At 46.2% G+C, this 14,028-nt stretch carries 10 protein-coding genes; 9 read left to right on the forward strand and 1 reads right to left on the reverse strand.

The genetic code is table 11. The annotated features are described in order from the left end of the window. The first annotated feature begins 77 nt into the window (after positions 1 to 77). The 7 genes from FLM53_RS17985 (at position 78) to FLM53_RS18015 (ending at position 9,058) form a co-directional block, all read left to right on the forward strand. A complete protein-coding gene (locus tag FLM53_RS17985) occupies positions 78 to 347 on the forward strand; it encodes a hypothetical protein (protein WP_176679992.1) in 270 nt (89 codons plus the stop codon). Positions 348 to 460: 113 nt separating this feature from the next. Next, positions 461 to 1,909 (forward strand): TolC family protein, encoded by a 1,449-nt coding sequence (locus tag FLM53_RS17990; RefSeq protein ID WP_176679991.1) that lies wholly within the window; start codon positions 461 to 463, stop codon positions 1,907 to 1,909. Next, positions 1,906 to 3,150, forward strand: coding sequence for an efflux RND transporter periplasmic adaptor subunit (locus tag FLM53_RS17995; protein ID WP_176679990.1), 1,245 nt, complete (start codon positions 1,906 to 1,908; stop codon positions 3,148 to 3,150). The genes FLM53_RS17990 and FLM53_RS17995 overlap by 4 nt, the downstream gene beginning before the upstream one ends. A 2-nt stretch (positions 3,151 to 3,152) precedes the next feature. Further along, positions 3,153 to 6,341, forward strand: coding sequence for an efflux RND transporter permease subunit (locus tag FLM53_RS18000; RefSeq protein ID WP_176679989.1), 3,189 nt, complete (start codon positions 3,153 to 3,155; stop codon positions 6,339 to 6,341). 139 nt (positions 6,342 to 6,480) lie between these two features. Beyond that, a complete protein-coding gene (locus tag FLM53_RS18005; RefSeq protein ID WP_176680087.1) occupies positions 6,481 to 7,191 on the forward strand; it encodes a response regulator transcription factor in 711 nt (236 codons plus the stop codon). Next, complete coding sequence (locus FLM53_RS18010) at positions 7,188 to 8,441, forward strand: HAMP domain-containing sensor histidine kinase (RefSeq protein WP_176679988.1); 1,254 nt, start codon at positions 7,188 to 7,190, stop codon at positions 8,439 to 8,441. The genes FLM53_RS18005 and FLM53_RS18010 overlap by 4 nt, the downstream gene beginning before the upstream one ends. Beyond that, positions 8,441 to 9,058, forward strand: coding sequence for a class I SAM-dependent methyltransferase (locus FLM53_RS18015; RefSeq protein WP_176679987.1), 618 nt, complete (start codon positions 8,441 to 8,443; stop codon positions 9,056 to 9,058). Before FLM53_RS18010 ends, FLM53_RS18015 begins: the two co-directional genes overlap by 1 nt. A gap of 108 nt (positions 9,059 to 9,166) precedes the next feature. On the opposite strand, the gene FLM53_RS18020 is transcribed toward FLM53_RS18015, so the two are convergent. Then, a complete protein-coding gene (locus tag FLM53_RS18020) occupies positions 9,167 to 10,357 on the reverse strand; it encodes a DUF3541 domain-containing protein (protein WP_176679986.1) in 1,191 nt (396 codons plus the stop codon). A 286-nt stretch (positions 10,358 to 10,643) separates the two neighbouring features. Between FLM53_RS18020 and FLM53_RS18025 the strand changes: the two genes are divergently transcribed. Both FLM53_RS18025 and FLM53_RS18030 read left to right on the forward strand, forming a co-directional pair. Next, positions 10,644 to 12,011 carry a diguanylate cyclase gene (locus tag FLM53_RS18025; protein ID WP_176679985.1) on the forward strand — a complete coding sequence of 456 codons (1,368 nt, stop codon included), beginning with the start codon at positions 10,644 to 10,646 and terminating at the stop codon, positions 12,009 to 12,011. A gap of 150 nt (positions 12,012 to 12,161) precedes the next feature. Further along, a complete protein-coding gene (locus tag FLM53_RS18030; RefSeq protein ID WP_176679984.1) occupies positions 12,162 to 13,826 on the forward strand; it encodes a DEAD/DEAH box helicase in 1,665 nt (554 codons plus the stop codon). The last annotated feature ends 202 nt before the right edge of the window (positions 13,827 to 14,028 follow it).

A 14,028-nucleotide genomic window follows, 5' to 3' on the forward strand; every position in this document is an offset into this window, starting at 1 on the left:
ACGTTCGGCTTCGATTAGGAACAATCGGTTTTCACCAGAACAAAAGCAACCAAGTCCAATTAATCAAAGGTCTTCCCATGAACATGCGCGTTCTCATTGGTCTTATCACCGCCTTTATCGGCTTGTTTGCGATGGTTTATCTTATTGCTGGTGGTACTCAGTTTCCTATCTCTCAGTGGCCGCAAGAGGCTTATCTCGGCTTAGTGTTTAGCGTCGTGTGGGGTACTGGTGTAGCAGCATCGGTAGCGTACTTCTTCTCGGCATTGGTGTTTGTGACTATTGCTGTGGTTTGTTATGCGATTGGTTATAAGATCGGTGGACTCTTCTCACGCAAGTCAGAAGCGTAAATCAGAAGTTTAAACGTACGCTCTATGCATTTTCTTTAGGGTTAACGTTCGCCTTAACCCTCCCTTAACCCCAAGCTCGTTATCTTGTCTCCATTCTTACAGGAGACAAGAAGATGAAATTGAATCTTCCTTTAAAACATTCCGTTATCGCGCTGGCTCTGGTTGGTTTGATGGGTTGTACTTCAACCAGTCAGGCTGATTACGTATCGCTAGCCGAACAAAGCACCAACCAAACGCAGCAAAGCTTGCTCTCAGAGCTGATCCAGAAAACTGCTGATGAACAAGCCTCGAATCAAACGGCTTCAAACGGCCAAGATCTGCAAGCTGAGAAATTGCAGCTCACTGATTTAGTGAATGCGCCCGAGCTCGATCTTTATATTGAGCGTGCACTGCAGAACAGTCCAAGCCTCCAACAAAGCATCACAGCACTCAAAATAGCTTATGCACAACAAGGTGTGACGTCTGGCGACCGTTTACCAACCGTAGATGCGAGCTTTTCAGGCAAAGCAGACGAAGGTACCAACGGTTCAAGCACCACTGAAACCTACACCACAGATGTGACGGTTGGTTGGGAGCTCGACCTATGGCAGAAGCTTGCTGATACAAACAACGCCGCTTTAAAAGATATCGCGACATCTCAGGCTAACCTTCAGGGCGCTCAAGATCTTTTGGTCGCGAGTGTGATGAGAGGTTGGCTTGATATCAGTTTGAAGCAGCAGCTTGTCGATATTGAAACGCAGCGCTTAGTGATTCTAGAAAATAACGAAGAGCTGGTTTTAGAGCGTTACCGCGCAGGGCTAGGTAGCCTTGAAGATCTGGATAACGCGAAAACGAGCAGCGCATCGACTCAGGCAACTTTAGCTGACTACCGCGAGCAGCTTGCACAAAGCCGACGTGAATTGGTTCTATTAACTGGGCAGTGGAGTGGTGAATCTGATGAGCTATCGCTTGCTGAACTCGGTTCATTCCCAACCATCATTAATCCACTAGACAACATGCCAACGCAAGATTTGGCAGGGCGTCCGGATCTTCAAGCTGCTTTCTTCAACATCGAAGCAGAAGCATTGCGCGCAGATGCGGCATACAAAGCGATGCTGCCATCGATCAGCTTATCAGCGAGCCTAACTGACATGGCGGACTCTCCGAGTGAAGCCTTACTGACTGGACCTTTGTGGAGCGCACTGGGTCAAGTTTCAGCACCCCTGTTTCAAGGTGGCAAGCTTAAAGCACAGGCTGAGATTGCAGACCTAACCACAGAAACCAGCTACTGGGCTTACCAAGAAACACTGCTTAGTGCGGTGAATGAAGTGGAAAACGCGATGGGACAAGAGTCGTCACTAACACTTCAACAGCAACACTTAGCAAACGCTTTGGTGAGCGCACAACGCAGCTTCACCAGTTATGAAGAAAAATACCGTCAGGGTTTGGTCGACATTTTTGATTTACTTTCTGTTCAGCAACAAACCTATGACCTTGAAGCGCAGCTAACACAAACCATTTATAACCGTCTCGTAAACCGAATTGATTTAGGCCTAGCTCTGGGCTTGGGAGTATCTTCATGAAACTGAATACCATCACAATTGCCATCACTCTAGTGGCTGGTTCAAGCATCTTTGCAGCCCTCGCTTACAACGGTTCTCAAGTTGCTCCAGCACCTCAGAAGGCGAATGAACTCACGGTTTCCGAGTCTCAAGCTATGTCTATTGGGACTAAGTCTGTTGATACGAAATCTATCGAAGCGACGACCTTGGCTGCATCACAACAGCAACAAGTATCTGTAGTTCTAGCAACATTGGGTGACTACCAAGCCGAAGTGGTGGGTTATGGCGAAGCAAAGTCGCGTTACGAGTTGATGTTCTCAACAGAAGTCGGTGGCCGAGTAGAAACGATCAGTTCGCAGTTTGAAACTGGGCAGGTGATTGGCCAAGGTGAGGTGATTGCCAATATCGATTCGACCAGTTACCAACAAGCGGTAACGCAAGCTAAGGCGAATGTGGCTCAAGCTCAACTGGATTTATTGGAAGAACAAAGACAAGGCGAACAAGCTAAGTCTGAATGGCAACGCTCTGGTTTGTCTGGTGAGCCAGACTCTCCATTAGTATTGCGTGAGCCACAACTGGCACAAGTAACAGCCGCTCTAGAGAACGCCAAGCTTGAATTGGTAAAGGCTGAGCAAGACCTCGAAAAAACAACCTTGGTTGCCCCTTTTGATTCGTTGGTCGTAAGTCGTGATGTTCAACCGGGAAGCTACGCACAAACGGGCGCGCAGATCGCTACGTTATACAGCATCGATGAGGTTGAAGTTTCCGTGCCTCTTTCTGAAAGCCAATGGTTGAGCCTACCAAGCAGCGATAACACGCAATTGAAAGAGCAGCCGTGGCCAGTGACTCTGTCGAGTTCTGATGGTCAATTCCAATGGCAAGGTTATGTCGAGCGAGTAGAGCAGCACTTACAGCAAGACACGCGTCAGCGCTCATTGATCGTTAAAGTCGACAACCCTTTGGAGCAAGAGAAAGATCTTTATCCAGGCACATTCGTACAAGCAACGATCTCGGGCAAGCAGTTAACTCAATTGTGGGAACTTCCAGCTTCTGCACTTTCGCAGCAGGGTGACCTGTGGTTCGTCGATGACAACGGTCTGCTTTCTAAATCAAACGCGGATGTTGAGTTCGAAAAGGGCGGTTTGATTTATATCGATCCTACTAAACTGAACGTGGAAATTGGCGACAGTGTACAAGTGGTTAAGCGTCCGTTAAGTAGCTTTAAAGCGGGCATGGTCGTTCTAGCTAAGGCGGAGAGTTAATCATGTCTCATGAGTTGAAACCGAATAACCAAGTGGATAGTAACCAGACGCCAAGCAAGCCACATACTGGTGCAATCGCATGGTTCGCGAATAACTCTGTGGCGGCGAACTTGCTGTTAGTGGGCGTGATTATCATTGGCCTATTATCACTGAACTCATTGCGTAAAGAAGCGTTCCCAAGCCTTGAACCCGATGTGGTGACAGTGTCGGTGACCTATGACAGTGGTGACCCTGTTCAGGCGGAAGAAGGCCTTGCGATTAAAATTGAAGACGCGTTAGAAACAGTGCCGGGCATTAAGCGCATCACGTCGACTTCTGACGCCAACGGTAGCCATGTTTCGATTGAGAAAACGAGCACTTACGATCTCGATACCCTATTGGCCGACGTAAAAACCAAGGTTGATGCGATCAATAACCTGCCTGCAGGCGCTGATAATCCAGTGATTGATAAGGCTCGCATGCAAGATCACGCCTTATGGGTTCAGCTTTATGGGGATGCAGACAGAGCAACGCTTCAAAGCTTAGCCGAGCAACTTAAGTCGGATTTACTGAGTCAGCCTTCGATTCGCGATCTGGAAATCAAGGCCAAGGCTGATCCTATGATTTCAGTCGAGGTTGATGAGAACAAGCTACAAGCTTACGGTTTAACTCTGACTGACGTTTCAGAAGCGATCAATGCGGAGTCTTCTGCTGCAATCTCTACTAGCCTTCGCAACGGTGAAAAAACGGTTCGTTTGAAGGTGTCGGAACAGGCGTATGAGATCCAAGATTTCAACGCGATTCCGGTGATGACGACCACTGATGGCACTCAAATCACATTGGGTGACATTGCTAATGTCGAAGACATGTTTGCCGACGATACCTTCATGCTGTCTCGTTATAACCAACAGAATGCGATGGCGATTCAGATTGTAATGGATGAATACGGAGACGTCGTCAGCATTGTTGAGCAAGCAGAGAAAGTGGTAGATCGTTGGGAAAACAGCAACATGCTACCTAGCGATGTCGAAATCGAAACTTGGTACGACAAAAGTACTATGATCAAAGACCGTTTGAGCCTGTTGGTGAAGAACGCGCTCACCGGTATCGCTTTGGTATTCATCGTGTTAGCAGTGTTCCTTAACGTGCGTGTCGCTTTCTGGGTAGCAGCGGGCTTACCGTTTGTCTTTTTTGGCACCATGTTCTTCATGACCGACACCTTTATAGGGTTAACCATCAATGAAATGACCACCTTTGGTTTCATTATGGCGCTCGGGATAGTGGTCGATGATGCTGTGGTGGTCGGGGAAAGTATCTACTCCACGCGCAAAGAAGAAGGCGACTCGATAGGCAGTACCATTCGAGGCACTATGAAGGTGGCGTCACCGACCATATTTGGTGTGTTAACGACCGTCGTTGCCTTCTTAGCTCTCGCTAATGTTGAAGGCAAAATGGGGCAGATTTACGCTCAGTTCGGTACAGTCGTGACTATCTGTTTGTTACTCTCTTTGGTTGAGTCTAAGTTCATCCTGCCATCGCACCTTGCACACATTAACACCAAACGCAGTGACAAAAAGGGGCTGTGGGCTCGCGTTCAACACGCTGCCGATACTGGTTTAGGTTGGTTTAATAAGCGCATCTACTGCCCTGTGATTGAATGGGCGCTGAAACTGCGTTATGCCGTGGTGATGGTTTTCTTGTCGCTACTAATCTTAGTAGCAGGATTACCAATGACGGGCGCGGTTCGTGTGGCGTTCTTCCCTGATATGCCGGGCGACACAGTGACAGCCGATATGTCGATGCAAAACGATGCCAGCTTTGGTCAAACACAGCAGAACTTGTTGGTGCTTGAAGCGGCAGCAAAACAAACCGATGAAACACTGAGATCTCAATACGGTGCTCAAGGTGAACCATCTGAATTGCTTAGCCTTCAGGTTATCGCCGATGCTGATGATTCGGGGCAGGTAAGAATTGAGCTCGACAGCGACAGTGTTTACACATCCAATGAATTTGCAGATTTATGGGAAGAAACAGTTGGCCAAATGGAAGGCGTTAAGAAGTTGAAAGTCTTGTCTAAAATGGAGATGGTCGACAACTTCAAAGTAGAACTGAAAGCGTGGAATGAAGAATCAGTAACGGCTGCGGGCAATGAGTTCTTAGCCAAACTGCAAACCATCGACGGTGTGAGTGGCATTGACCACAACTTGGACCTTGGTGAACCTCAGTATCGCTTTGAATTAACACAACAAGGCCGAGCATTAGGGTTTGATACTGCAAGTCTTTCACAGCAAGTATTACAGGCGTTTGGTGGTGACATTGTTCAGCAATTCCAACGTGGTAAAGATGAGGTGAAAGTTCGAGTTCGTTACCCGGAGTCGGATCGCCAAACCATTGCGGATATCAAGCAATCAAGTGTGAGAACCAACGACGGTACCGTGGTGCCTTTGAGTACGGTTGCTGAAGTACATTCAGATTACCAAGTATCAGAGATTACACGCATTGATAGCCTGCGAGCGGTTTATATTAGTGCTGTATTGGATAAAGATGTAGTTGCGCCGGCAGAGCTTGTTCGTCAGCTACAAGACACATTAGTACCGGATCTAGAAGCGCAGCACCCGGGATTAACGGTCGATTTTGCAGGCGAAACGGAAGAGCAAGAAGAGACGGCTAGCTCGATGATGAGTATGTTTGTGCTCGCTATGATTGCGATTTACACACTGCTTGCTATCCCGCTGAAGTCTTATATACAGCCGGTGATCATCATGACGGCGATTCCATTTGGTATTGTTGGCGCAATCCTAGGACACTGGTGGAATGACTTAACAATCAGTATCCTATCGTTAAACGGTATTCTCGCGTTGAGCGGCGTGGTGGTGAATGACAGCTTGTTGTTGGTTTCTCGTTTTAACGAGTTAATCAAAGAAAAGGGTAAATCGGTTCACGATGCAATTGTTGAAGCGTGTTCAGGCCGACTGAGAGCCGTATTACTTACATCGGTGACGACGTTCGCAGGTTTGACGCCATTGTTAAGTGAAACGTCTTTGCAGGCTCAATTCCTGATTCCTGCGGCAGCGGCATTAGGCTACGGTATTTTGTTTGCGACGTTTATTACACTGATTCTGACACCAGCACTATTAATGATTCAGTGTGAGATTAAGTCTCTGATTCTTAAAGTCACAAATCGAGTCAAAGGCGTTGAACAAACAGCTTAACAATGGCTAAGCTAATGATATCTAGGCTGATGATTGCTGAGTGAGTCTCTGCTACATCGGTCTAGGTTCGTTACTAAACAAGATATTAAAGTTCACTGCATAACAAGCCACAATACAACTAACAATAGAGGTCGTCATGATGGCAGAACCCGTCACTAATAAACTCACAGATAAGCTTCAATTGCTATTGGTTGAAGACGACCTCGATTTGGCGAGGGCTGTTATCGATTACCTCGATTTAGAAGACATTCAGTGCGATCACGCAGCGAATGGTCTAGCTGGACTCAACCTTATCGAAACCAACCGCTATGATGCGGTGATACTCGATCTCAACTTGCCAAAAATGAATGGCTTGCAGGTGTGTGAAAACTTACGAGCACAGGGCATTGATACACCCGTATTGATGCTGACGGCGCGTGATACGCTTGATGATAAGTTGACGGGTTTTTCAAAGGGAGCCGATGACTACTTGATCAAACCATTTGCAATGGAAGAGCTGATTGTTCGAGCGCAAGTATTGGCAAAGCGACGCAGTGGTCAGGTGAGCCGCTTATCGGTGAGTGATTTGGAGATCGACCTTAAGCAACATCAAGCTTATCGTGCGAACTCACCTCTCAAGCTTTCCCCAACAGCGCTCAAAATCTTAGAGGTGTTGATGCGTTCTAGCCCTAATCCTGTTTCACGAGAGACGATCATGCAGGGCGTGTGGGGTGACGATCAACCCGACAGCAATAGCTTAAAAGTGCATATCTTCAACCTGCGTAAACAAGTCGATGCTGAACAAGATAATAAGCTGCTGCACACCATTGCGGGCAAAGGCTTTGCGATTAAGGAGTTACGACAAGAATGAAGATCAGACCAAGTTTAAGGATCTACGTTTTATTGGCGATTCTGGTTACAGGTGTCACGACGATTCTGGTTCTGTCTGCATTGAGCGTAAAATACTTTGTCTCGGGTATGGATATCGCGATGCGTGGTTCTATGATTGCTCAAGCTCAGCAAGACGAGGTGAAACCGGGCAAACCGATGAACAATCAAGAATTTACTGTAGCAACGCAATGGAGTGATCTGCCACAAAGCATCCAGAATAACCTTAAGCAGAACGAACTCCAATTCGACCTCATCACAAAAATGGTCATTGGGAAATCCATATTCTCACCGCCAGAGGAAGGGTACTTCGCCATGAAGGTGATGAAAGGGGATGAGGTTCGTTATGTTTCAGCGGTGTTTAGTCAAAAACACGATCCCTTCAAAAACGAAGAAGGGCTTCCACACTTTGTGACGATCTTTTTGACCGCATTAGGCGCGATTGCGCTGTTCGTTGTCATTCTGATTTTGGTATTACGTAAGGTGGCATCGCCTGTTGAACAGCTAAAAAATTGGGCTAAGTCGTTAGACAAAGATAATCTTAGTGAACCCACTCCCGATTTTCATTTCAGTGAGCTGAACACCTTGGCTAACATCATTCGTGATAGCTTAAGTTCGGTTCAAAGCAGCTTAGAACGAGAGCAGAAGTTCTTAGGTTACGCGAGCCATGAGTTACGCACACCCATCGCCGTGACAAGAACCAACAGTGAGCTATTAGAGAAGCTGATTCAAAAAGGCAAGAGCCCAGAGAAGCAGCTTGAAGTGATAGACCGAATTAAGCGTGCGGGTTTCACCATGACAGACCTCACAGAAACCTTGTTGTGGTTAACTCGACAACAAGACAAAGACCTGCCTCTGCAAAACACACATCTTGGTGACATGTTACAACAGATAAACCATGACCTAACCTATCTATTGAATGGAAAATCTGTGGTCGTGAATCTTGAAAGCGATGACACACAGTGCCAGTTACCAGTCGGGTTAACCCGAATCGTGTTAACTAACTTGATTCGTAATGCCTTCCAACACACAGGAAGCGGTACTGTAGACATGGTTCAAGTCGGTTCAAAAGTGACCATTGTTAACCACAACACCGACGGCACGGTAGAAGACAATAATCTCGGCTTTGGCCTTGGGTTAGAGTTAACCGAAAAACTGCTCGCACAATATCAATGGCAATATCACAACCAAGAGTTGGCGGGTGGTCGTGAAGTGTGGGTAGATTTATCATAATGCATTGGCGTGATCGTTTTAAGGTGTATTGGTATCACCGAAAGCAAACAAACCGATCGAACGGCGATAAGGCTAAAGCTTTAGGTTGGACTAACGAAGAGAGTCAACTGTGTCGTTTCGAAGTCATTGCACGCTCGGCAGACTTTGAAAAGAAGAGTGTTTTGGATTTGGGGTGTGGCTATGGAGAGTTGTTCGAACTGCTCGACAATATCTACCGCATTGAATCGTACACAGGCGTTGATCAACACGCCGATTTTCTCAAAAAGGCCAAGCAAAACTACACCGAAGCTCGCTGCAAGTTTATTGCGGGTGACATGAGTAAGATGAACCTAGAAGCGCACGATGTGGTTATCGCCAGTGGTTCACTGAACTACATCTCTCGTGATTCGGATTATCTGACCAACATGATTACTCGTATGTTTGGGGTAGCGAATCAGACCGTAATTTTTAATCTGCTCAATTCAAGCCAATATCCTTCGCGCAATACCTTGATGAGTTATCATCCTCAAGGTGTCTATCGCTTCTGTAAAACGCTGTGTGACGATGTCTCCTTGATAGAAGGTTACACAGAAGGGGATTTCACGATAGTAATGAACAAAGCCGTCTCTGAAGCTTGATGAACGACTATTCTTGGATTGATGTCGTAGTAACGTAACAGACATTAAAAAGCCGCAGGCCTCGAAAGGTGTGCGGCTTTTTAGATTCTGTAGATCACCTTGGAGTTTCTATCTACTCAATGGCTGGTTTTCAATGAGCCCGTAAGGAATCGTTTTAAACACTTTTGGATTGCCCTTGAACGTTGGCGCTTCGTTCACTTGTTGCCAATCAAGCAGCATGATTGCCAATACGTTGCGATGTTCGCCGTACTCAAGGTCAAAGTCACCCGTTATAGACGGGATCATCCCGTGTTTTTTATCGATAGAAGCTTGGATCGCGAGTCGAGTTTTCTCTACAACCGGATCATCTTCTAGGCCTGCAAGTAGGAAGGTTAATCCAACCTCTGCAATCACATCTTCTTTCGCGCGCAGCAGGATGGTATCGATGTTTTCTCTAAAGTAATCGTAGATCCATTGGTGTTCTTGCTCGCTCACTTGATGTTGGTAGTATTCCGAGTCACCGAAGATCACATGTGTCATGCCATAGATCTTATTACCGTATTGCTGGCTTGAAAGCTTCTTGTCTTTGTCGTCTGGGTACGCTTTTTTGAAGGTATCAATGAACTCATCAACCACATCTTGCTCACCCAACTGACGCAGCCAGTAAACTTGATTTGCAAGCTGAGCCGCCCACGCTTTCACCATGTCTTCATTGGTCACGTAGCGAGAGAAGTCATAACGACGAATGATTTCACGCAGTTTGGCATCGTTCTTGTGTTCCAAGCCGTATTCATTTGCACGAGCCATAGAACCCAGCAGGTCGACACCTAGGTAAAGATACTCAGGCATGTGCTTGGTGATGTTGTAGCGTCGAACACTGCGTTCATCGTCGTCACCCACATAAGAAGCCACGCGTTTCTCTGAGTAGAGTACGATTTGTTCCATGGTGTGAACATCATTCGATAGGCGGCTGAGCTTGCTTGATACGCGCGCCATATCACTCCACACCGCGGCAGAATATTTGTCGTCTAATGTTTGTCGATACATACGCAAACCATAGTGACCCTCTTTGAATGCTGGCAGGGTGAAGAGTTGGCTTTCGTAGGTCGTGCGAATCAAATCGGCGGATTGTTTGAAAGATTGTTTTTGAGAGTAGAGAGAATCAGCTTGTGATTGAACATTTGGTACGCTTGTTGCGTGTATGTTAATACGCTCTTGTACGTTAACAGTCTGTTGCTCGTCAGAAGTTGCTTGTACTTGAAACGCTGCTGCGACAGAGGCAGATAACAAAGTGCACAGAGTGAGAGATTTTAGCTTCATGTTTGTAAGGTACCAAGCTGATTAATTGTAAGTATAAAATAACACTGATGAATCCTTTAATGTAAGGTTTGGGTCAATACAATGTAAGCTTTAAAAGGTTCATTAAGGTTTTTTGATTTATTAATCAGTGTAGTTAACTCACAGTGAAGTGATGAATCGCTCAATAATGAAATGAGACCCAACGCAAAGTGTGGATTTTTAACTGCGTGTCGGCATACTGAAAGAATTAGCCAGAAATGAGCCGATTTAAGGCAGTAAACAGAACAAAAGTGTTAGAGGTTCGTGAATGCCAAGTGGTTCTAGCAAGCAATTGCCTGCCAAATTATTATCTTTGTTGTTTTTCCTAGTGGTAGTGAGTGCTATCGAGTTTTTTCACGCCAAGGAATTAACCTATCTTAAAAATGAATCCTATTCAGAGGCAAAAAAGCAGCTCTCGATTATTCGATCCCGCATAGAAGCGACGATCGTGTCAGACATGTATATCCTCAATAATTTCTCGACTCTTGTGACCATTAACCCCAATGGAGATCAAAAGAGCTGGGATCAAATTGCTCAAAACATTATTCGTGACGGCTTCCATATTCGCTTGATTGGTCTTGCTGAAAACGATGTACTTAATTTCGTTTATCCAATGGAAGGCAATGAACAGATCCTCGGGATTGATTACCGTGACCACCCAAGCCAATGGGAGTCGGTAGAGATCGCGCGCAATATCGGCAATACCTTTATTGCGGGGCCATTTGACCTGTTTCAAGGTGGTCAAGCTTTGATAACGCGTACGCCTATCTTTAGAGATCCTCCCTTTAATCAAGACTATTGGGGCGTGTCGAGTGCCGTGATTGATCTCGATGCACTGCTGAAAGATGTGGGCATCGGCAAGATTGAGAAAAAATACGAATTGGCAATACGTGGAACCAACAGCGCCGGCAAAGAGGGCGATGTTTTCTATGGCAAACCAAGCGTCTTCTCGAATGCGTTTACGACAGAGCAGGTGAGCTTCCCTTATGGTGGCTGGTACCTTGCGTTGTCAGGCAATGAACATGTGTTGATGGATGTGCCTTGGTACCGTGTTCATGGGGTGAGGCTAGTGGGTTACACCCTAATGCTGACTCTAGCGGTTGCTTACATTATGATTTACAGGCTCTATCGCATTGCGGATAGCCGTTCAATGCATGATGAACTGACGATGCTACCTAATCGCCGTTACTTCATGTACAGCCTCAAGCAAGCGTTCAAAACGGTACAAAAGCAGAAAACCAAAACCTTTGCAGTGGTCAACATCGACCTAGATGCCTTTAAGGCCATCAATGATACCTATGGCCATGCCGCAGGTGACAAAGTCTTGATTGAGTGTGCGAAACGAATCAAGAACAAGCTGCGTACCTCAGATATTGTCGCGAGGATGGGCGGGGATGAGTTCCTCGTCCTGTTACCGCGCATTATCGATGAAGAACATGTGGCATCGATTACCAATAAACTGCAAGGCGCGATCTGCGAAACGCCTGTGGTTTATGAAACGCACTCTATTTATCTCAGAATCAGTGTAGGTTGGGTTGTTTATAACAATAGCTTCAACGATGTGGATGGCCTTTTAAAAGCCGCTGATGAAAAAATGTACGAGCAGAAGCGTCAGATAACCTCGACAGAATCTTAGTTGCGATTAGAATTTAGTTGCTGAATGTGGGGAAAAGCCTCAGAATACCGCGCTTTGCTCCGTATCAATCATCTGATCAGCAAAAGCTGTAGCAACGCCATTTTTACGGTGTTGCTCATACTAAATGTTATTCAACTGAGAAAATAATCTATGAGTTTTACCTCCCTTGGCCTTTCTGAACCGATCCTTAAAGCTATTGAAGCACAAGGTTACGATAAGCCATCACCAATCCAAGAGAAAGCCGTACCAGCTGTCCTAACGGGCAAAGATGTAATGGCCGCTGCTCAAACAGGTACAGGTAAAACTGCAGGCTTCACGCTACCTATTCTTGAAATCTTATCGAAAGGCACTCGCGTACGTCAGAATCAAGTTCGTGCACTCGTGTTAACTCCAACCCGTGAACTTGCTGCGCAAGTGAATGGCAGCGTAGTTAAGTACGGTATTAACTTACCTCTTACTTCTACCGTTGTGTTTGGTGGCGTGAAAATTAACCCTCAGATGCAAAAATTGCGTAAAGGTAGTGATGTGCTGGTGGCAACACCGGGTCGTTTACTTGACCTATACAACCAAAATGCAGTGCGTTTCGATCAACTAGAGATCCTAGTGCTAGACGAAGCGGACCGTATGCTAGACATGGGTTTCATCCGTGATATCCGTAAGATCTTGGCTTTCTTACCTAAGAAACGTCAGAACCTGCTGTTCTCTGCAACCTTCTCTGACGATATCCGTAGCTTGGCAAAAGGCTTGGTGAATAACCCAGTTGAGATCTCGGTAAGCCCTGCAAACTCTACGGCGAAAACCGTTGAGCAAAGCATCTACCCAGTAGATAAAAAGAAAAAGAGCGCAATGCTAGCGAAGCTAATCAAAGACAATGATTGGCGACAAGTGCTGGTATTCAGCAAAACAAAACACGGTGCTAACAAGCTTGCTCGTTTCCTTGAAGAGCAAGACATCACTGCTGCGCCGATTCACGGTAACAAGAGCCAAGGCGCACGTACCAAAGCCCTAGAGAACTTCAAAACGGGTAAGGTTCGAGTACTTGTAGCAACAGACATCGCAGCACGTGGTATCGATATCCCACAACTGCCTCAAGTGGTTAACTTCGACCTTCCTCATGTATCAGAAGACTATGTACACCGTATTGGTCGTACAGGCCGTGCTGGTGAAGTGGGTAAAGCTATCTCGTTGGTTTGTGCCGATGAAGTGGGTGAACTGTTCGGCATTGAGCGCCTGATTCAACAAGTGCTAGAGCGTCGTGAACTTGAAGGCTTCTCGCCAGTAAACAAGCTTCCTGAATCTCGTTTGGATACACGTCCAATCAAGCCTAAGAAGCCGAAGAAAGCGAAACAACCACGTGAACACGCAGACGGTCAACGTTCTGGTGACAACGCTCGTGGCCACAAGCCAGCAGGTAAGAACAAGCGTCACGTACCGGGTACTGGGTCTGCGCCAAAGCGTAAACCGACATCTGGTAAGAAACCTGCCGAAAATAACGCAACAGCGGGCGAAGACAAGTCTGTAAGAAACAACGGTAGCAACTTCAAGCGCGGTAGTGCAGGCAATAAGCCTTCTGCGAACAAAGCAGGTAACCAAAATACTCTAAGCAAGCCAAGCGGTGCGGGTAAAGCAAACGGTTCTGGCAAGCCAAAAAGCTCTGGTCAGTCAAATAATACAGGCAAGCCAGCAGGTAAACCTAAGAAGTCAGGTTACGGTGGCAGCTATGGCCCAAGCAAGTCATCGAACAAGCCAGCAGGAAGCAAGCCTTCGACTAACAAGCCGTCTCGAAGCCGTTCTAAGCCAGCTCCTCAGAAGTAATCTTTGCTGAGATATTGAAAGAGCAACGAACGAGAGTCGCTTTATAAAAAAGTGTCTCGTTGGCTAAGTTCTTTTTGTCATAGAAATCGAATAAACGCGAATATTGAATCTCAATGTTCGCGTTTTTTTATGCCTGTTATTTTGCAATTTGAGAGTGTGGTAGGTGAGGGTAAAACTGTTGAATCTATTGATAAATTGGACT

The sequence above is a fragment of the Vibrio sp. Scap24 genome, assembly GCF_013394185.1.
Classification (GTDB): domain Bacteria; phylum Pseudomonadota; class Gammaproteobacteria; order Enterobacterales; family Vibrionaceae; genus Vibrio; species Vibrio pomeroyi.

Coding starts and splice junctions, on each gene's coding strand:
- FLM53_RS17985 (WP_176679992.1), top strand. CDS start 78: ATGAACATGCGCGTTCTCATTGGTCTTATCACCGCCTTTATCGGCTTG.
- FLM53_RS17990 (WP_176679991.1), top strand. CDS start 461: ATGAAATTGAATCTTCCTTTAAAACATTCCGTTATCGCGCTGGCTCTG.
- FLM53_RS17995 (WP_176679990.1), top strand. CDS start 1,906: ATGAAACTGAATACCATCACAATTGCCATCACTCTAGTGGCTGGTTCA.
- FLM53_RS18000 (WP_176679989.1), top strand. CDS start 3,153: ATGTCTCATGAGTTGAAACCGAATAACCAAGTGGATAGTAACCAGACG.
- FLM53_RS18005 (WP_176680087.1), top strand. CDS start 6,481: ATGGCAGAACCCGTCACTAATAAACTCACAGATAAGCTTCAATTGCTA.
- FLM53_RS18010 (WP_176679988.1), top strand. CDS start 7,188: ATGAAGATCAGACCAAGTTTAAGGATCTACGTTTTATTGGCGATTCTG.
- FLM53_RS18015 (WP_176679987.1), top strand. CDS start 8,441: ATGCATTGGCGTGATCGTTTTAAGGTGTATTGGTATCACCGAAAGCAA.
- FLM53_RS18020 (WP_176679986.1), bottom strand. CDS start 10,357: ATGAAGCTAAAATCTCTCACTCTGTGCACTTTGTTATCTGCCTCTGTC.
- FLM53_RS18025 (WP_176679985.1), top strand. CDS start 10,644: ATGCCAAGTGGTTCTAGCAAGCAATTGCCTGCCAAATTATTATCTTTG.
- FLM53_RS18030 (WP_176679984.1), top strand. CDS start 12,162: ATGAGTTTTACCTCCCTTGGCCTTTCTGAACCGATCCTTAAAGCTATT.